The organism is Streptomyces broussonetiae (assembly GCF_009796285.1).
GTDB lineage: Bacteria > Actinomycetota > Actinomycetes > Streptomycetales > Streptomycetaceae > Streptomyces > Streptomyces broussonetiae.
Genome location: NZ_CP047020.1, coordinates 4,137,210 through 4,155,042, shown reverse-complemented (window position 1 = coordinate 4,155,042; position 17,833 = coordinate 4,137,210). Strand labels below are relative to the sequence as shown.

The 17,833-nt window shown below is 70.7% G+C and carries 16 protein-coding genes and 1 tRNA gene; 6 read left to right on the top strand and 11 right to left on the bottom strand.

The window, feature by feature from the left end; all coding sequences use genetic code 11:
- Positions 1-34 precede the first annotated feature (34 nt).
- Both GQF42_RS19160 and GQF42_RS19155 read right to left on the bottom strand, forming a co-directional pair.
- Entirely contained in the window at positions 35-2,563 is a 2,529-nt protein-coding gene (locus GQF42_RS19160) for an ABC transporter permease (RefSeq protein ID WP_158921530.1), read from the bottom strand.
- Complete coding sequence (locus tag GQF42_RS19155; RefSeq protein ID WP_158921528.1) at positions 2,563-3,333, bottom strand: ABC transporter ATP-binding protein; 771 nt, start codon at positions 3,331-3,333, stop codon at positions 2,563-2,565. Before GQF42_RS19155 ends, GQF42_RS19160 begins: the two co-directional genes overlap by 1 nt.
- A 531-nt stretch (positions 3,334-3,864) precedes the next feature.
- Between GQF42_RS19155 and GQF42_RS19150 the strand changes: the two genes are divergently transcribed.
- From GQF42_RS19150 to GQF42_RS19140, 3 genes are all read left to right on the top strand, one after another.
- A tRNA-Leu gene (locus tag GQF42_RS19150) sits at positions 3,865-3,951 on the top strand.
- A 126-nt stretch (positions 3,952-4,077) separates the two neighbouring features.
- Positions 4,078-5,253 carry a 4-hydroxybenzoate 3-monooxygenase gene (locus tag GQF42_RS19145; RefSeq protein ID WP_158921526.1) on the top strand — a complete coding sequence of 392 codons (1,176 nt, stop codon included), beginning with the start codon at positions 4,078-4,080 and terminating at the stop codon, positions 5,251-5,253.
- Positions 5,254-5,451: 198 nt separating this feature from the next.
- Positions 5,452-6,312 carry a Bax inhibitor-1/YccA family protein gene (locus GQF42_RS19140; protein ID WP_158921524.1) on the top strand — a complete coding sequence of 287 codons (861 nt, stop codon included), beginning with the start codon at positions 5,452-5,454 and terminating at the stop codon, positions 6,310-6,312.
- A gap of 75 nt (positions 6,313-6,387) precedes the next feature.
- Here GQF42_RS19140 and GQF42_RS19135 read toward each other — a convergent pair whose 3' ends face one another.
- Positions 6,388-6,618, bottom strand: a complete 231-nt coding sequence (locus GQF42_RS19135; protein WP_067045839.1) for a DUF4287 domain-containing protein — start codon at positions 6,616-6,618, stop codon at positions 6,388-6,390.
- 99 nt (positions 6,619-6,717) lie between these two features.
- Here GQF42_RS19135 and GQF42_RS19130 point away from each other — a divergent pair, with 99 nt between their 5' ends.
- The gene (locus GQF42_RS19130) at positions 6,718-7,029 is read left to right on the top strand and encodes a hypothetical protein (RefSeq protein ID WP_199272725.1); all 312 of its coding nucleotides are present in this window, start codon (positions 6,718-6,720) and stop codon (positions 7,027-7,029) included.
- A gap of 17 nt (positions 7,030-7,046) precedes the next feature.
- On the opposite strand, the gene GQF42_RS19125 is transcribed toward GQF42_RS19130, so the two are convergent.
- The 3 genes from GQF42_RS19125 to GQF42_RS19115 all read right to left on the bottom strand — a co-directional run bounded on the left by GQF42_RS19125 (position 7,047) and on the right by GQF42_RS19115 (position 10,468).
- The gene (locus GQF42_RS19125) at positions 7,047-7,823 is read right to left on the bottom strand and encodes a hypothetical protein (RefSeq protein WP_158921520.1); all 777 of its coding nucleotides are present in this window, start codon (positions 7,821-7,823) and stop codon (positions 7,047-7,049) included.
- Between the two features lie 283 nt (positions 7,824-8,106).
- Positions 8,107-9,327 (bottom strand): acetyl-CoA C-acetyltransferase, encoded by a 1,221-nt coding sequence (locus tag GQF42_RS19120; protein WP_158921518.1) that lies wholly within the window; start codon positions 9,325-9,327, stop codon positions 8,107-8,109.
- Positions 9,328-9,448: 121 nt separating this feature from the next.
- The gene (locus GQF42_RS19115; RefSeq protein ID WP_199272724.1) at positions 9,449-10,468 is read right to left on the bottom strand and encodes an SGNH/GDSL hydrolase family protein; all 1,020 of its coding nucleotides are present in this window, start codon (positions 10,466-10,468) and stop codon (positions 9,449-9,451) included.
- Positions 10,469-10,630: 162 nt separating this feature from the next.
- On the opposite strand from GQF42_RS19115, the gene GQF42_RS19110 reads away from it, so the two are divergent.
- A complete protein-coding gene (locus tag GQF42_RS19110; RefSeq protein ID WP_158921516.1) occupies positions 10,631-12,022 on the top strand; it encodes a cystathionine beta-synthase in 1,392 nt (463 codons plus the stop codon).
- Positions 12,023-12,412: 390 nt separating this feature from the next.
- Here GQF42_RS19110 and GQF42_RS19105 read toward each other — a convergent pair whose 3' ends face one another.
- The gene (locus GQF42_RS19105; RefSeq protein ID WP_158930320.1) at positions 12,413-13,246 is read right to left on the bottom strand and encodes a helix-turn-helix transcriptional regulator; all 834 of its coding nucleotides are present in this window, start codon (positions 13,244-13,246) and stop codon (positions 12,413-12,415) included.
- Positions 13,247-13,414: 168 nt separating this feature from the next.
- Here GQF42_RS19105 and GQF42_RS19100 point away from each other — a divergent pair, with 168 nt between their 5' ends.
- Positions 13,415-14,176: an SDR family oxidoreductase gene (locus GQF42_RS19100; protein ID WP_158921514.1), complete on the top strand. Its 762-nt coding sequence runs from the start codon at positions 13,415-13,417 to the stop codon at positions 14,174-14,176.
- Positions 14,177-14,191: 15 nt separating this feature from the next.
- Here GQF42_RS19100 and GQF42_RS19095 read toward each other — a convergent pair whose 3' ends face one another.
- The 4 genes from GQF42_RS19095 to GQF42_RS19080 form a co-directional block, all read right to left on the bottom strand.
- Positions 14,192-14,617 carry a hypothetical protein gene (locus GQF42_RS19095; RefSeq protein WP_158921512.1) on the bottom strand — a complete coding sequence of 142 codons (426 nt, stop codon included), beginning with the start codon at positions 14,615-14,617 and terminating at the stop codon, positions 14,192-14,194.
- Between the two features lie 60 nt (positions 14,618-14,677).
- A complete protein-coding gene (locus GQF42_RS19090) occupies positions 14,678-15,286 on the bottom strand; it encodes a carbonic anhydrase (protein WP_158921510.1) in 609 nt (202 codons plus the stop codon).
- Positions 15,287-15,404: 118 nt separating this feature from the next.
- Positions 15,405-16,823: a purine-cytosine permease family protein gene (locus GQF42_RS19085; RefSeq protein WP_233273384.1), complete on the bottom strand. Its 1,419-nt coding sequence runs from the start codon at positions 16,821-16,823 to the stop codon at positions 15,405-15,407.
- A complete protein-coding gene (locus GQF42_RS19080; protein WP_158921508.1) occupies positions 16,824-17,756 on the bottom strand; it encodes an ABC transporter substrate-binding protein in 933 nt (310 codons plus the stop codon).
- Positions 17,757-17,833: the final 77 nt, after the last annotated feature.

Sequence of the window (17,833 nt, the reverse complement as noted above, 5' to 3'; positions counted from 1 at the left end):
TTGCTGGTGCCTTTCTCCTGCTGATGCCGTACGGCTACTCGGCCTTGATCGACGCGAGCATGTTCAGCCGGGCCGCGCGCCGGGCCGGCCACAGGGCGGCCAGGATGCCGACCAGGCCCGCCAGCAGCAGGAAGACCGCCATCCGGCCCCAGGGCAGGACCAGTTCGTACGTCGGCATCTTCGTGCCCAGCAGCTGACCGGCCGCCCAGCCGAAGAACACGCCCAGGCCGATGCCGAGCACCCCGCCGAACAGGGAGATCACCAGGGACTCCAGGCGGACCATCCGCTTCACGGCCTTGCGGTCCAGGCCGATCGCGCGGAGCATGCCGATCTCCTGGGAGCGCTCGAAGACCGACATGGCCAGGGTGTTGATGACCCCGAGGACCGCGACGATCACCGCCATGCCGAGCAGGCCGTAGAGCATGTTCAGCATCGTCGAGAAGACCTGCGCGATGCTGTTGGAGATGTCCTGCTTGTCCTGGATCTTGATCGCCGGGTTGGTGCCCAGGACCTTCGCCAGCCGCTCCTTGGTCGCCTCGGAGGCGCCGGACGCCGTCTTGACCATGACCTGCATGTCGGCCGGGTCCTTCAGGTGCGGGGTGAGGACCTTGTTGTCGAGCATGATCCCGTTGATCATGTCGTTGCCCTCGTAGACACCGGCGACCGTCAGCTGCCGCGCCTTGCCGTCCTCGAAGTGCGCGGTGAAGTGCGAACCGGGCGTCCAGCCGTACTCCTTGGCCCGGTCCTTGTCGACGACGACCTGCGAGCCGCCCACCGTGAAGGAGCCGTCGTCCACCTTCAGGTCCGTCAGCTTCGTGATGGACGCGCCGTCGACGCCGGTCAGGTACTCGGACTTGCCGTCGATCCGGGACGCGGCGTTGCGCAGCGGGCTGCTGGCGGTGACGCCGTCGGTGGTGGCGAGCTTCTCCGCCACGTTCGGGGAGAGCGGGGAGCGGTTGGCCATCGAGACGACGTAGTCCGCGCGGATCGCCGAGGACGCCATCTTGTCGATCGCCGCCTGCAGGCTGCCCGCCATCACCGTCATGCCGGTGATCAGGGTCAGGCCGATCATCAGAGCCGAGGCGGTGGCCGCCGTACGGCGCGGGTTGCGCACCGAGTTCTGCCGGGCCAGCTTGCCCGAGACGCCGAAGACGCGCAGCACCGGGGCGGCGGCCGCGATCAGCGGGCGGGACAGCAGCGGGGTCAGGATGAACACGCCGATGATGAGCAGGACCGCGCCGATGCCCATCGGGCCCTGGGCGGAGTCGGCGCTCATCGTGGTGGCCGAGAGGACCACCGCGACACCGGCCCCCGCGAACAGCGCGCCGAACGTGTTGCGCAGCACCAGCGACTTGGTGGTGGCCTTGGCGTGCACGCTGCTCATCGCCGCCACCGGCGGGATCTTCGCGGCCCGGCGGCCGGGCAGCCAGGCGGCCAGCATGGTGATGAGGATGCCGACCGCGAGAGCGGCCACCACGGTGCCGGGGCTGATCACCAGCGGTCCGTCGGGCACGCTCGCGCCGAAGGAGCCGAGCAGCGAGCGCAGGCCCGCGCCGATGCCGATACCGGCGGCCAGACCGGTCACACCGGCGACCGCACCGACCGCGAACGCCTCGATCAGTACCGAGCGGGTGACCTGGCGGCGCGAGGCGCCGACCGCGCGCAGCAGGGCCAGTTCCCTGGTGCGCTGGGCGACCAGCATGGTGAAGGTGTTGGCGATGATGAACGTGCCGACGAACAGCGCGATGCCGGCGAACACCAGCAGCGCCTGCTTGAGGCCGCTCATCGAGTTCGCGATCGCCTTCGCCTGGTCGTCGGCGAGCTGCTTGCCGGTGGTGGTCTCCACCAGGTGCGCGGGCAGGGCCTTGTCCAGCTCCGCCTTCAGCGCGGACTGGCTGGTACCGGCCGCGGCCTTGACGTCGATCTCGTCGTACCCGCCCTTCTTGCCGAACAGCGCCTGCGCGGTCGGGGTGTCGAAGAGCGTGAGGCTGCCGCCCGCCGCGACGTTGCCGTCGTCGGTGGTGAAGACGCCCGCGACCTTCGGGGTCAGGACCGGGCCGTCGACCGAGAGCCGCACGGTGTCGCCGACCTTGTAGCCGGTGCGCTCGGCGGTCCTGGAGTCGATCAGCACCTCGCCCCTGCCGTGCGGGGCGTGACCGCTGACCAGCGGGTAACGGGCGTCCTTGGTACCCCAGTAGTTGCCGCCGGTGGACTGCCAGTCGCCGCCGGCCAGCTTGCCGTCCTTGTCGGCGAGGGCGGTGAAGCCGCTGACGACACCGGTCGCGGAGGCCGCGCCCGGCACCCCCGAGGACTTCTGCAGCAGCGCCTGGGTCAGATCGGGCGTTCGGCCGACCTTGTCGCCCTCGGAGCCCTGGTACTTGGGGTGTACGGCGACGTCGACCTGGTCGAAGCCCTTGGCACTGCTCTTCTGGTAGGCGTCGGAGATGGTGTTGGTGAAGACCAGCGTCCCGGACACGAACGCCACGCCGAGCATGACGGCGAGCACGGTCATCAGGAGCCGGGCCTTGTGCGCGAGGACGTTGCGCAGGGCGGTGCGGAACATCAGCTGGTACGGCCCTTCGCGTCGAACTGCTTCATCAGGTCGAGGACGGCGTCGGAGGTCGGGCCGTGGATCTCGTCCACGATCCGGCCGTCCGCGAGGAAGACCACGCGGTCCGCATAGGCGGCGGCGACCGGGTCGTGGGTCACCATGACCACCGTCTGGCCCAGTTCACGCACCGAGTTGCGCAGGAAGCCGAGCACCTCGGCGCCGGAGCGCGAGTCGAGGTTTCCGGTCGGCTCGTCGCCGAAGATGATGTCGGGCCTGGAGGCGAGGGCACGGGCGACCGCCACGCGCTGCTGCTGGCCGCCGGAGAGCTGGGAGGGCCGGTGGCTGAGCCGCCCGGACAGGCCGACCATCTGGATGACCCGGTCGAGCCACGCCTTGTCGGCCTTGCGGCCCGCGATGTCCATCGGCAGGGTGATGTTCTCCAGCGCGGTCAGCGTCGGCAGCAGGTTGAAGGCCTGGAAGATGAAGCCGATCTTGTCCCGGCGCAACTTGGTGAGCTGCTTGTCCTTCAGGGAGCCCAGCTCGGTCTCGCCGATGCGCACCGACCCGGAGGAGAACGTGTCGAGGCCCGCCACGCAGTGCATCAGCGTGGACTTGCCCGAGCCGGACGGGCCCATGATCGCGGTGAACTCGGCCTGCCGGAAGTCGACGGAGACCCGGTCCAGGGCGACCACCCGGGTCTCACCCTGCCCATAGATCTTCGACAGCTCCGTGGCGCGTGCGGCCACTGCGGTGGTCCGGCCGGCGAGGGGTGTGGTGGTCACGGGACAGTGCTCCTGTCGGGGATGACGTGTGTTCCTGGGGACTGCTCCATCCTCCCGGCGCGGGCGGCGCGTGTAGTCAGTCGCTGTTCCCGTTCCGGGGGGCGACTCGGGTCGGACGCAAGGGCGCCGTGTCATACCTGGGGAGGACGGCGGACCCTGAGCGGCGGCCGACTCGCGGGCGGTGCCGCCGGGCCGCGCTCGGGAAATTGCGGAAGCCGCCACCGAGCCGCACTCGAGATGTGCTCAAGGTGCAATCGAGAGGGAATCGAGGAACGGTGGAGGCGTCGTCGAAATGGTGTCGGACGATGTCGAGAACAGGTGGAACGCCCTCGTTCGGACGGTGAAATTCCGTCATTCCACGTACACACCTGCCCCTGTCACGTCACGCTGTTTGGCAAGTGCGGATGGCGCGTTCCACGGGCTGATGCACCCTCAGACCTCAATAAAATAAGACAACATCGGTCCGCCCTTCCGCTGTTCGGGGGATGGGTCCCGATAGGCTCGGACTCCTCGACGCGGAGCCCATGGCCTGCCCGGATGGTGGAATGCAGACACGGCGAGCTTAAACCTCGCTGCCCCTTCGCGGGCGTGCCGGTTCAAGTCCGGCTCCGGGCACCACCGCGTCCTCTTGTCCATTGACATCGGTTGCATCCCGGCGGAGACTCAACGCTCGAAAGTCGGTGAAGAAAATTTCACCAGACGAACCACCTGGCATGAGCGGCACTACGGGAAGGGGCGGAGCCGATGCGCACGACCGTCGGGATCATCGGGGCGGGACCGGCCGGGCTGCTGCTCGCACGGCTGCTGCACCGCGCGGGCATCGACTCGGTCGTCCTGGAGGGCCGCGACCGCGCCTACGTCGAACACCGCCAGCGCGCCGGGATCCTGGAGCAGGGCACGGTCGACGTCCTGCGTGCCGTGGGCGCCGGGGAGCGGCTGGACCGGGAGGGGCTGCGGCACGACGGCATCGAGCTGCGCTTCGACCGCCGCCGCCACCGCGTCGACTTCCCCGGCCTGACCGGCGGACGGTCGGTGTGGGTGTACGCCCAGACCGAGGTCTGCAAGGACCTCGTCGCCCTGCAGCTGAAGGAGGGCGGGCCGCTGCTGTTCGGGGCGCAGGCGCTCGCGGTGCAGGGCGCGGACGGCGACCGGCCGCGCATCCCCTTCCGGTACCAGGGCCGCGAGGACGTGCTCGAGTGCGACTACGTCGCCGGGTGCGACGGGTTCTGGGGTGTTTCCCGGGGTGCCGTACCGGCCGCGCTCTCGCGCACGTTCGAGCGGACGTACCCCTACGCCTGGCTCGGCATCCTCGCCGATGTCGCGCCCTCGCACGACGAACTCGTCTACACCCGCCACGACCGCGGCTTCGCCCTGCTCTCCATGCGCTCGCCGTCCGTCTCGCGCCTCTATCTCCAGGTGCCCGCCGGAACGGACGCCGAGGAGTGGAGCGATGAGGAGATCTGGGACGAACTGCAGCGGCGCTGCGAGACGACGGACGGCCGGCGGCTGGAGCGCGGCCGCATCACCCACAAGTCGGTCACCCCCATGCGCTCCTTCGTCCACGAGCCGATGCGCCACGGCCGGCTCTTCCTCGCCGGTGACGCCGCCCATATCGTCCCGCCCACCGGCGCCAAGGGCCTGAACCTCGCCGTCGGCGACGTCGTCACCCTCGCCCGGGCGCTCGTCCACGAGAAGGAGACCGGCTCCCCGGACCTCCTCGACGCCTACTCCGCAACCTGCCTGCGCCGCGTCTGGCAGGCCGAGCGGTTCTCCTACGACATGACGACCCTGCTGCACCCCGCCCCCGACGCCACGGCCTTCGACGGACGCCTGCAGCAGGCCCGGCTGGAGCGGATCGCCTCCTCCCGTGCGGCCGGGACCGACCTGGCCGAGGCGTACACCGGGTTCCCCCTCGGGTAGGCCGACCGGGCGGTTTTCTCTCGGTTCGGTAGCAGGTTCGTCATGGATCGCGATCACCCATGGCCGGGAATCGCCGTCCCGCGTAGCGTGTTGGTCAGCAGGGCAGGGGAAAGATCCTCCTCAAGTATCATGGTCGATCCTTTGCCAATCCATTACGCTTTGAGCCAAGGCTGCGCACGGCAGCCATGGAGGAGTGAGATGAGGAGCAGTAACCCGGTCTTCTCGCGACGGGGGTTCAGCCGCGACAACGGCTACGCCGGCTTCAACACCGCACCGCAGGCCGGGTACGCACAGGGCAACCCGTATGCGCAGAACCCCTACGCGCAGAACCCGTATGCCCAGCAGGGCGTGCAGTACGGCGCGCCGCCGCAGGCCCCGGTCACCACCGACCGGATGACCATGGACGACGTCGTCGTCCGCTCGGCCATGACGCTCGGCACGGTCGCCCTCGGCGCCGTCCTCGCCTGGGCGCTGCTGCCGGTGTCGACGACGAGCTACGGCCTGGCCGTCGGCTCCGCGCTGATCGCGTTCGTCCTGGCGATGGTCCAGAGCTTCAAGCGGACCCCGTCGCCCGCCCTGATCCTGGGGTACGCCGCGTTCGAGGGTGTCTTCCTCGGCGTCATCAGCGAGATGTACAACAGCCGCTGGAGCGGCGCCCCGTTCCAGGCGGTGCTCGGCACGATGGCGGTCGCGGGCGCGACCCTGCTCGTCTACAAGGCGGGCTGGATCCGCGTCACCGCCCGCTACGCCCGGATGGGCCTCGCCATCGCGATGGCCTTCATGGTCGTCATGGCGATCAACCTGCTGCTGGTGGTGTTCGGCGTCGCGGAGAACGGCGGCCTGCGCAGCTTCGGCCCGCTCGGCGCGCTCGTCGGCATCTTCGCCATCCTGCTCGGCGCCTTCTTCCTCACGCTGGACTTCAAGCAGATCGAGGACGGCATCGCCTACGGCGCGCCGCGCAACGAGTCCTGGCTCGCCGCGTTCGGTCTCACCATGACCCTGGTGTGGATCTACGTGGAGATGCTGCGGCTGGTGGCGATCTTCACCAACAACGACTAGCGGTTGCGCCGTTCGGCGAGCGTGCCGGACAGGCGAAGGGCCCCGGGCTGTCACAGCCCGGGGCCCTGTCGCGCTCTAGAGCAGCTTGCGGGCCGCCCTCCTCAAGTCGTACTCGTGCACGATGGCCTTTGCGTGGCCGTACGCGAGGTCGTACTCGTGCCTGAGCCAGCTGACCTTCTCCTCGAAGCGGACCAGGGCGGGGCCCTCTTCTACAGTGCGCAGCCAGTCGGAGACTTCACGACCGGTGCAGTGGGGGATGCGGGCGAGCAGATTGCGGTGGGTCTCCTCGGAGAAGAGCTGGGACATCGGCGCCTCCGAACGCAAAGGGGATGTAAGCCGGTCCTTCACGTCACCGTGCCTGAGCGTTCGCGTATTGGCAACAGTGCGGCGCGTTACGCTCGGCGCGTGGTTGATACGACGCCCTTGACCCAAGCAGTGGATCACTTCGCCGACCGGCTGCGCGCGGCCCCGCAGAGCCGGCTGCAGAGAGGAGCCGCGGCCGAGGCTCTGGCACTGGCCAGGGAGTTGGCCCGGTGGGCCCAGCGGGTCGAGGAGCCCGGGAGCGAACCCCGGGAGATGCCGGACGCGGGGATGTTTGCGGCGGCCGATCAGATTCTTGTGGCCGCGCACGACTTGGAGCTGGTGCTGCGCAGCGACGGTGAAGTCACCGAAGCTGTGAAGCTGGTGGAGGAGGCGCGGCGGCGGGCGGGGGTCTGAGCCCCTTGCGGGGCCCGTTACAGGGACGCGATGACCCGGTCGGCGAGGATGTAGACCATCTCCTCGCCGCAGGCGAAGGTGAGGGTGTACGCACCGGAGATGCCGGAGCCGCCGAGGAGGTAGGGGGTGTCACCCGTCTCCACCGCCGCCGCCAGGCGCTCGGCGGTCTCGCGGTGGCCCGGGGTCATGCACAGGGTGGTGCCGTCGGCGAAGACGTAGACGTCGAGGGTGCCGAGCGGGCCCGGGCGGACGTCGGCGAGTTCGACGCGGTCGGCGGCCAGCTGCTCCAGCGTGGTCACCGTGCGCTCGTGGTCGTTCACGGCCGGGGACTGCGCCGGGACGAAGTCGGGGTGCGAGGGGTGGCGGCGGCGGGCCGCGGCCAGCTCCGGGGACTCCCCGGCGAACTCGTCGGCCTCGGCGGTCGGCTCCGACACGGGCTCCAGGCCGGCGAAGTCGCTCTGCCGGGGCAGGAAGAGATCGGCGTCGGACAGGCCGAGCAGCGAGGGGGCGTCGGAGACGTCACGCGCCTCCTGGGCGGCCCAGAAGGCACGCGCCTCGGCCAGCTCCCGCTCCCGCTCCTCGGCGAGCGCCTCGGCCACGGCCGCGCGTATCTGGTCGGCGTGGGAGCGGGCGCTCGGCAGCAGGGCGCGCGTGGCGGCCTGCTGGTTCTCGGTGAGCTGCCGCTGCAGCTCACCGAGCTGACGGCGCAGCTTGAGAACGGTGCGCAGGACGGCGACGCCCACGGCGCCGGTGGCGGCCGTGGTGAGCAGCAGGGCGATCGGCATGGCGCTCACTGACGTTCTCCCGGTTCAAAGTCGACCCCCGACTTCCTACATCAGCTTGAAGGGTGGACTAACCAGCTGTCAGTGCGTAACGTCACGAAACGGACAGGACTTTGGCTCTGTGGATTCCTCGCAGACCGCGCCGACCCGCGCTGACCTGCACTTATACGCCGGGCGAGCGAGATAGGTCACATCCTGGGGGAGATTGGATCACGGAAAGGCCCGGATCCGTGGTGTTTCCTCGGATCCGGGCCGATTCCTGACGTGACGTGCCTGTCCCGCTACGGACGGTGGGTCAGCTGAGGCGCTCGATGACCATCGCCATGCCCTGGCCGCCGCCGACGCACATCGTCTCCAGGCCGAACTGCTTGTCGTGCCACTGCAGGGAGTTGATGAGCGTGCCGGTGATACGGGCGCCGGTCATGCCGAAGGGGTGGCCGACGGCGATGGCGCCGCCGTTGACGTTCAGCCTGTCGATGTCGATGCCCAGCTCCCGGTAGGAGGGGATCACCTGGGCGGCGAAGGCCTCGTTGATCTCGACCAGGTCGATGTCGTCGATGGTCAGGCCGGCGCGGCGCAGGGCCTGCTTGCTGGCCTCGACCGGGCCGAGGCCCATGATCTCGGGGGACAGGCCGGAGACACCGGTGGAGACGATGCGGGCGAGCGGGGTCAGGCCCAGCTCGCGGGCCTTGGTGTCGGACATGATGACGACGGCCGCGGCGCCGTCGTTGAGCGGGCAGCAGTTGCCGGCCGTGACCAGCCCGTCCGGGCGGAAGACCGGCTTGAGCCCCGCCACGCCCTCCAGGGTGACGCCGGCTCGGGGGCCGTCGTCCTTGCTGACGACCGTGCCGTCCGGAAGGGTCACCGGGGTGATCTCGCGCTCCCAGAAGCCGTTCTTGATGGCCTGCTCGGCGAGGTTCTGCGAGCGGACGCCGAACTCGTCCATCTCCTGGCGGGTGACGCCCTTGGCGCGGGCCAGGTTCTCGGCGGTCTGGCCCATCGCGATGTACGGGTCGGGCACCAGGCCGTCCTCGCGCGGGTCGTGCCAGGTGGAGCCGGTCGACTCGGCCACGGCGGCGGTACGGGCCTCGGCCTCGGCGAACAGCGGGTTGTGCGTGTCCGGCAGGCCGTCGGAGCTGCCCTTCACGAACCGGGAGACCGTCTCGACACCGGCCGAGATGAAGACGTCGCCCTCGCCGGCCTTGATGGCGTGCAGGGCCATGCGGCTGGTCTGCAGGGAGGAGGAGCAGTAGCGGGTGATCGTGCAGCCCGGCAGGTGGTCCATGCCCATCTGCACGGCGACGATACGGCCGAGGTTGTGGCCCTGCTCGCCGCCGGGCAGGCCGCAGCCGAGCATCAGGTCGTCGATGTCCCTGGGGTCCAGCTCGGGGACCTTGGCGAGCGCGGCCTGGATGATCGTGGCGGTCAGGTCGTCGGGGCGCAGATCCTTCAGGGAGCCCTTGACGGCGCGGCCGATGGGGGAGCGGGCGGTCGAGACGATGACGGCTTCGGGCATCACGGCTCCAGTGGGCGGTGTTGTGTGAGCAGGGCCGTTTGGGAAGTTACCCGTACGTATGAACCAGGTCACTGGTGTGGTGGTGTGACACTGACCGCAGTTTTCTAAGCGCTTGCTTGGGTCAGATCGACGGAGTCGCCGGCTCGGCCTCCGGCACCCTGCGCCGCCGCCTCCGCTTGAGCAGCGCCCACGGTCCCCGCGGCCCCGTCGGCATCGCCGCCGTGACCTCCGTGCCCGCCTCCGAGGCCGCCTCGGCCGCGGCGCGGGCCACCGGCAGGAAGCCCTCGCGGCGCGTCACGTCCGGGCGCTCCTCCTCGGCCGGCCACAGGCCGAGGGCGGCGCAGACGGTGGGCAGGACGGCCATCGCCGCTGTCGCATAGCCCTCCGCCGAGGGGTGGTAGTTGTCCGGACCGAACAGCTCGCGCGGGTTCGCCTGGAACTCCGGGCCCAGCAGGTCGCCCAGCGACACCGTGCGGCCCCCCTGCTCCACCGCGCCGATCGTCTGGGCCGCCGCGAGCTGCCGGGACGCCCGCCGGGCCAGCCAGCGCAGCGGCTGCTGCACCGGCTCGATCGTGCCGAGGTCGGGACAGGTGCCGACCACCACCTCGGCGCCCGCCGTGCGCAGCCGTCGTACCGCCGCCGACAGGTGCCGTACCGAACGGGTCGGCGGCATCCGGTGGGTCACGTCGTTCGCGCCGATCATGATCACGCAGACGTCGGGAACGGGCGTCGGGGCGGCGAGGACCGACGCCACCTGGCGGTCCAGGTCGTCGGACTGGGCTCCGGGCACGGCGACGTTGCGCAGGTCCACCGGGCGCTCGGCCACCGCCGCGAGCCCCGACGCCAGCAGCGCCCCCGGCGTCTGGCCCGCCCGGTGCACGCCCTGTCCGGCCGCCGTCGAGTCGCCGAGCAGCGTCAGCCTGAGGGGCGGTTCGCCGGGGACCTCGTAGGTGTGGCCGTACACGCCGTCGGCCACCGGCACCCGGCCCCCGCTGCCGTTGCCCACATGGCGCCGGGCCAGCCGTACCTCCGCCAGCAGCAGACCGACGGCGGCCGCGCCGACCAGTCCGGCCCCGCCACCGCCGTACGCCGCTCCGGCCGCGATGCGCCGGGCCACTCGCGCCCTAGACATGCTCGTCATGCGTCGCCGCCACCTCCCACGTAGCCGTACACCCACTCCTTGCCCCGTACAGGCCGTACGCCAATCTCAACAGGGAGTGAACGGCCACCACGGCTCACTCGTGGGCCGTAGGCTGGCGGAACCACTACGACCACTGTTTTTTTGCAGCAACCGGAGACAACGGTGCAATTCCACGACTCGATGATCAGCCTCGTCGGCAACACCCCGCTGGTGCGGCTCAACAACGTGACCAAGGGCATTCAGGCGACAGTCCTTGCCAAGGTGGAGTACTTCAACCCCGGCGGTTCCGTGAAGGACCGCATCGCCCTGCGCATGATCGAGGCCGCCGAGCAGAGCGGCGAGCTGAAGCCCGGCGGGACGATTGTGGAGCCCACCAGCGGCAACACCGGTGTGGGGCTGGCGATCGTCGCCCAGCAGAAGGGCTACAAGTGCATCTTCGTGTGCCCCGACAAGGTGAGCACCGACAAGATCAACGTGCTGCGCGCCTACGGTGCGGAGGTCGTGGTCTGCCCTACCGCCGTGGATCCCGAGCACCCCGACTCGTACTACAACGTCTCCGACCGGCTCGTCCGCGAGACCCCGGGCGCCTGGAAGCCGGACCAGTACTCCAACCCCAACAACCCGCTCTCCCACTATCACTCGACCGGTCCCGAGCTGTGGGAGCAGACCGAGGGGAAGATCACCCACTTCGTGGCGGGCGTGGGCACCGGCGGCACCATCTCCGGCACCGGCCGCTATCTCAAGGACGCCAGTGACGGCACGGTCAAGGTCATCGGTGCCGACCCGGAGGGCTCCGTCTACTCCGGCGGCTCCGGGCGGCCGTACCTGATCGAGGGCGTCGGCGAGGACTTCTGGCCGACCGCCTACGACCGCACCGTGGCCGACGAGATCGTCGCCGTGTCCGACAAGGACGCCTTCCAGATGACCCGCCGCCTGGCCAAGGAGGAGGGGCTGCTGGTGGGTGGCTCCTGCGGCATGGCCGTCGTGGCCGCGCTGCGGGTCGCCGAGCGGCTGGGCCCCGATGACGTGGTCGTCGTCCTGCTGCCGGACAGCGGGCGTGGTTACCTGTCGAAGATCTTCAACGACGAGTGGATGGCCGACTACGGCTTCCTCGAGGACGAGGGCCCCAGCGCCCGTGTCGGTGACGTCCTCAACTACAAGGCGGGCGGCTCCATTCCGTCCCTGGTGCACATGCACCCGGACGAGACCGTCGGAGAGGCCATCGAGGTGCTGCGCGAGTACGGCGTCTCGCAGATGCCGGTCGTCAAGCCCGGCGCCGGGCACCCCGACGTGATGGCCGCCGAGGTCGTCGGCTCGGTCGTGGAGCGCGAGCTGCTGGACGCCCTGTTCTCCCAGCGGGCCTCCCTGGGCGACCCGCTGGAGAAGCACATGTGCCCGCCGCTGCCGCAGGTCGGCTCCGGCGAGCCGGTCGGCGACCTGATGTCGGTGCTCGGTGCGGCAGACGCGGCCATCGTCCTGGTCGAGGGCAAGCCGACCGGCGTGGTCAGCCGCCAGGACCTGCTGGCCTTCCTGGCCGACGGCGGGAAGCAGTAGCCGAACAGGTGGTGAACTGCCGGTTTCCGTGCGCCCCCTGCGGGTGGTCTGCCGGTCGGGCGGACTTCGCGGAAGTGGTACGAGCGTGTCACGTCCGCGCAGCACACGCTTAACACGACTCCGGCACATTAGTGGGTGTCGGCAGGGCAGCGGGGTACCTCCCAGGCGTTGAGCACTGGGGGAGGCTCCCCGCCCCGGCCGGCGCCGAACGGCGCCAAGGACCTCCGGAGCGGCTCCCGGACCTCCATGGACGCCACGGACGCGTAAGCCCGGCCCTGACCCGGCCCGCGTCCTTCGCGGGGACCGCCGTCGTCCCGCCCCCCAGCAATGGGGGTGCGGCGGTCCCCGCGCAAGTCCTTCCGGCCGGCCCGGCCCGAGGGCGCAAGAGGGTCAGACGGCCGTCCAACTGCCCAGCAGGGCCAGACGCTCCGCCGTCCGTGAACCCTTCTCCGGCGTGTACACCACGAGCGTCTGCTCCGGGTCATGGCCGACCGCCAGGGTCTCGTACGGCAGGGTCAGCAGGCCTGCGACCGGGTGCCGGATCTTCTTCACGCCGTACGCGCACTCCTTGACCTCGTGGTCCGCCCACAGCCGCCGGAAGTCCGCGCTCTTCAGGGAGAGTTCGCCGACCAGGGCGCACAGGCCGGGGTCGTCGGCGTACGTGCCGGCGGCAAGCCGCAGGTTCGCCACCGTCGTCGCGGCCACCGCCGACCACTCCGGGTACAGGTCATGGGCGGACGGGTTCAGGAAGACCTGCCGGGGCATGTTCCGCTCGGCCGGGGCGAGGCGGCTGAAGCCGTTCACCGCGTCGCCGAGCGCGTTCCACGCGAGCACGTCCATCCGGCGGCCCAGCACGAACGCCGGGCTGCGCTCCATGCCGTCGAGCAGCGTCTGCACACCGGGGCGGACCTGCAGCGCGGGCTGCCGAGGGGACCGTCTGCCCTGCTGCCGGTGCTGCGGGCGGGCCACGGTCCGCAGGTAGGCGTGCTCGGTCTCGTCCAGCCGCAGCACCCGGGCGATCGCGTCCAGCACCGCATCGCTCACGCTGGGGCCCCGGCCCTGCTCCAGGCGGATGTAGTAGTCGACGCTCACCCCCGCGAGCTGGGCCACCTCCTCGCGGCGCAGGCCCGGTACGCGGCGCCGCCCGTGCCCGGGCAGGCCCACCTCCTCGGGCCGGATGCGTGCACGGCGCGAGCGCAGGAAGTCGCCGACCTCGCCGTCCAGCCAGTCCCCGTCTGCGTTCATGCCCCGATCGTAGGGGAGGTGCCCGGGGCGGAACCTGGTACTGGCAGACCCAGGAAAAGTGCATCCCTGGGTACGGCCGCGGGATCCGGCGAGGGTGGTGTCGGCCGCCGGGGAACCGCTCCGGCACAGCTCCCCAGGGGGAACCCCATGTCGTACCCGAACCTGTCCGGTCGCACCGTCGTCGTCACCGGGGCCGCCAGCGGTATCGGTGAGGCGCTCGCGCTGCAGCTTGCCGCCGAGGGCGCCCGGGTGGCGCTGCTCGCCCGGCGTGCCGACCGGCTGCGGGCGCTGGTGGAGAGGATCCGGGCCGACGGGGGCGAGGCGCTCGCCGTGGCCGCCGACGTCACCGACGATGCGTCCGTGGACGCCGCCCGGGAACTGGTGCACACGACGTTCGGGGCCGTCGACCTCGTCGTCAACAACGCCGGTGTCATGCTTCCGAACCCCGTCGCCGAGGGCCGGATCGACGAGTGGCAGCGGATGCTCGACACCAACGTCGCCGGTGTGCTGCGGATCGTCCGCGCCTTCGGCGCCGACCTGGTGGCCGCGGCTGCCGAGGGCCGCAGCGCCGACCTGGTGAACGTCTCCTCCATCGGCGCCCACATCCCGTTCCCCAACTACGCGGTGTACGGCGCCACGAAGGCGGCCGTCACCCATCTCTCGCAGTCGCTGCGCACCGAGTTCGGGCCGCGGGACGTGCGGGTGACGAACATCGAGCCGGGGCTGACGGAGACCGAACTCGCGACGCACATCGACAGCGCCGAGCTGTCCGGGCAGCTGGACGGCATGCTGGAGGCCGTCGGCACCCTGTCGGCGGCGGAGGTCGCGGACGTCGTCGTCTACGCCACGAGCCGCCCCCGGCACGTCAACCTGCGCCAGATCGTGGTGCTGCCCACCCGGCAGGCCTGAGCCCGCAGGGCCCGGTCAGGCGTCCTCGTGGGAGCGGTCGCGCCGGCCGGCGAGCAGCTCGGGGTTGAGCCGGACCGCCTGGGCGAAGTTGACGCCGACGATGCCGGCCCAGGCGGCGATCGTCCCGGTCGTCCCCGCGATGCCGCCGGCGACAGCGGTCAGCGGGATCGCCAGGACCAGCGAGATGATCGCGAACCCGAAGCGCTCCACCCAGGTGTCGGCGTCCTTCGGCCGCCGGGCACCGCGCGCGCTCACCATCTGCTGCTCGGCCAGGTGCCGCCGCACCCGGCGGTCCACCGCGTCGTCGATCCGCCGCTCGACCTTCTCCAGGAAGGAGTCCACCAGGGCGGCGTCGTAGTCGTCGCCCAGGTCGCGGCGTGCCCGCACCGTGGCGTCGAGTTCCTTGCGCAGGTCCACGTCCCGCGGGTCCAGAGTGCTCATGCCGTTCAGGGTAGGCAGCGGTCCCCTGCGCCGCACTGGGGTTAGCCCCCTTGTTGCGGGTCAGGGCAGCAGGCGCACGACCCCGGTGCCCGGGTCGAACCGGGCCGCCTCCACCCCGGCGGAACCGAACGCGGGGTCGGCGCGGATCACGTCCCGTACCCACGCGGTGTGTGCCCGCATGGTGTGCTCGGCCCAGTTGCCGGGCCGGACCCGGGTGCGCCGGGCGGCCGGGGCGATCTCGTCCACCAGCAGTTCCAGATGGCCCGGTACGGCCGCCCCCGTGCGCACGTGTTCCAGCGTGGCGGCGACGGCGCCGCACCGCTCGTGCCCGAGCACCAGCACCAGCCGGATGCCCAGCTCCTGGACGCCGTACTGGACCGAGCCGAGCACGGCCTCGTCCAGCACCTGGCCGGCCGTCCTGGTGCACAGCAGGTCCCCGAGCCCCTGGTCGAAGACCAGCTCCGCGGGCTCCCGGGCGTCGACGCAGCCGACGATCACCGCGAACGGGTGCCGCCTGGCCGCCGGCAGCGGCCGGCGGGGGCGGCCGGCGGCGTAGCGGGCGTTGCCGGCGAGGAGTTCGTCGAGCGCGGCGGCCGGCGAATCCGCGACGGGGGCGGCCGGGCCCGCGGCGGTGGCAGCGGTCAGGAACGTCCTGCGGGGGGAGACCATGACGCTTCCTCAGAAGTCGTACCAGTAGCGCCTGTTCGCGACGTACGTGTTCACGGTACGCAGGGGAAACGTCACGCTCGGTGGCCGTTTAACGACCTTTGGCCGATTCGTCGTCGGATCATCGCCGTGGCGATACCGCCCCTTGGCCGGCGGTGGGCGCGGGCGCCGCGGGCTCCGGCGCGTGCGCCGCGCCTCGCCGTCCGGCCAGCCAGTACAGCAGCGCCGGTACGGCCAGACCGACGATCCAGGAGATGTCCGCGCCGCCCAGCGGCTCCACCAGCGGGCCGGTGTAGAAACTCGTGGCGAGGAACGGCAGTTGGGCGAGCAGGCCGACCGCGTAGACGGTGAGGGCGTCCCAGCGCCAGGCGCCGTAGCGGCCGTGCGGGTCGGACAGGGCCGGGATGTCGTACCGCTCCTTGGCGATCAGGTAGTAGTCGACCAGGTTGATCGCCGACCACGGCGTGAAGAAGGTCAGCAGGAACAGCAGGAAGTCCTTGAAGGAGGACAGGAAGCTGTCCTTGCCGAGCAGGGCCACCGCCGTGCCGGCCACCATGACCAGCGCGATGTAGGCCGCCCGTCCCGTCCGCGACAGCTCGCGCTGCCCCCGGAAGCCGCTGACGCCCGTCACCATCGACATGAACCCGCCGTAGGTGTTGAGCACGTTGATGGTGAGCTTGCCGAGCGCGATCACGAAGTAGAAGAAGGACGCGACCAGGCCGGTGCCGCCGAGCGCGACGACGTAGCCGACCTGGCTGTCCAGGAACTTCTGGCCCGCCGTCGCCGCCACCAGGACACCGAACGTCATCGACCACTGCGAGCCGAGTGCCGAGCCGGACAGGGTCCACCAGAAGGTCGCCCTCGCCGACGTCGTGCGGGGCAGATAGCGCGAGTAGTCCGCGACGTACGGCCCGAAGGCCAGTTGCCAGGAGGCGGACAGGGACATCGCCAGCAGGAACATCGGCAGGGAGAAGTGCGCGTCGTGCAGCAGGGCGCCCACGTCGGCGCGATCGAGGAGGCGTATGCCCAGGTAGACGAAGGCGAGGGCGCAGACGGTGCTCGCGATGCGGCCGAGGGCGTGGATGACCCGGTAGCCGACCGCCGCCATGAGGGCCGTGACGGCCGCGAAGACGACGATCCCGGTCGTGTCGTTCGTGTGCGTCAGCTCGCCCACCGCCTGCCCGGCGAGCACACTGCCGGAAGCGAAGAAACCGACGTACATCACGACCACCAGCAGCAGCGGTACGGCCGCCCCGCGCACCCCGAACTGCGCCCGCGACTGGATCATCTGCGGCAGCCCGAGCCGGGGACCCTGTGCCGAGTGCAGGGCCATCACGGCGCCGCCGAGCAGATTGCCCAGCACCAGGCCGACCAGCGACCAGACGACGTCCCCGCCGAAGACGACCGCGAGCGCGCCGGTGACGACGGCCGTGATCTGCAGGTTGGCGCCGAGCCAGAGGGTGAACTGGCTGAAGGCCGTGCCGTGCCGCTCCTCGTCCGGGACGACGTCGATGGAGCGCAGTTCCACCAGGCCGCTCATCTACTTCACCAGTCCGTGCTGCTTGGCGTAGGCGTTCGCCACGTCCTCGGGGTCCTTCTTGTCCTTGTCCACCAACCGGTTCAGCTCGGTGAGCTGGGCCGTGGTCAGCAGGTTGCCCAGCTGGGCGAGGGCCCTGCGGACCGTGTCGTCGGCCTTGCGGTCGGCGACGAGCGGGACGATGTGCTGGCTGGGGATCAGGTGCTCGGGGTCGCTGAGCACGACCCAGTCGTTGGCCTGGATGTCGGTGTCCGTCGTGAACAGGTTCGCCACGTCCACGTCGCCCTTCTTCAACGCGCCCTTGACCAGCGGACCGTCGGAGTCGAGCGACTTGAACTCCTTGAACGTGACGCCGTAGACGGCCTTCAGGCCGACCGCGCCGACCTGGCGCTTCTTCACCTCGGGCGCGGCCCCGATGACGAGCCTGCCGTTCTGCTTCCTCAGGTCCGCGAGGGACGCCAGCCCGTACTTCTTCGCGCTCTCGCGGGTGACGACGAAGGCGTCGGAGTCCTCCGCCATGCCGTACGGGAGCACCTGGAGTCCGGAGGGCAGGGCCTGGGCGAGGGCGTTCTGCATCGCGCCGGACTCGGTGGCCGTGGCCTTGGGGTCCAGGTAGTTGAGCAGGGCGCCCTGGTACTCGGGCAGCAGGTCGATGTCGCCGCCCTCGAGGGCCGGGATGACGATCTCGCGGGTGCCGAGGTTGGGGCGGACGGTCACCTTCACGCCCGCCCCCTGCAGGGCGGCCGCGTAGAGGTAGCCGAGCACCTGGTTCTCGGTGAAGTTGGCGGTACCGATGGTGACTCCGCCCTTGCTGGAGCCACCGCCGCCGGCGCCGGAGCCGCCCGCCTTGAGGGAGGTGACACCGCCCGCGCAGGCGGAGAGGGCGGGGACGGTGGCGACCGCGAACAGGCCGCCGAGGACAGTACGTCGGTTCATTTCGGGGTTCCCGGGTCTTGGGCGGTTCGGTGGTCGGACGGAGTGATGGTCGGACGGTGGTCGGACGGGGTGATGGT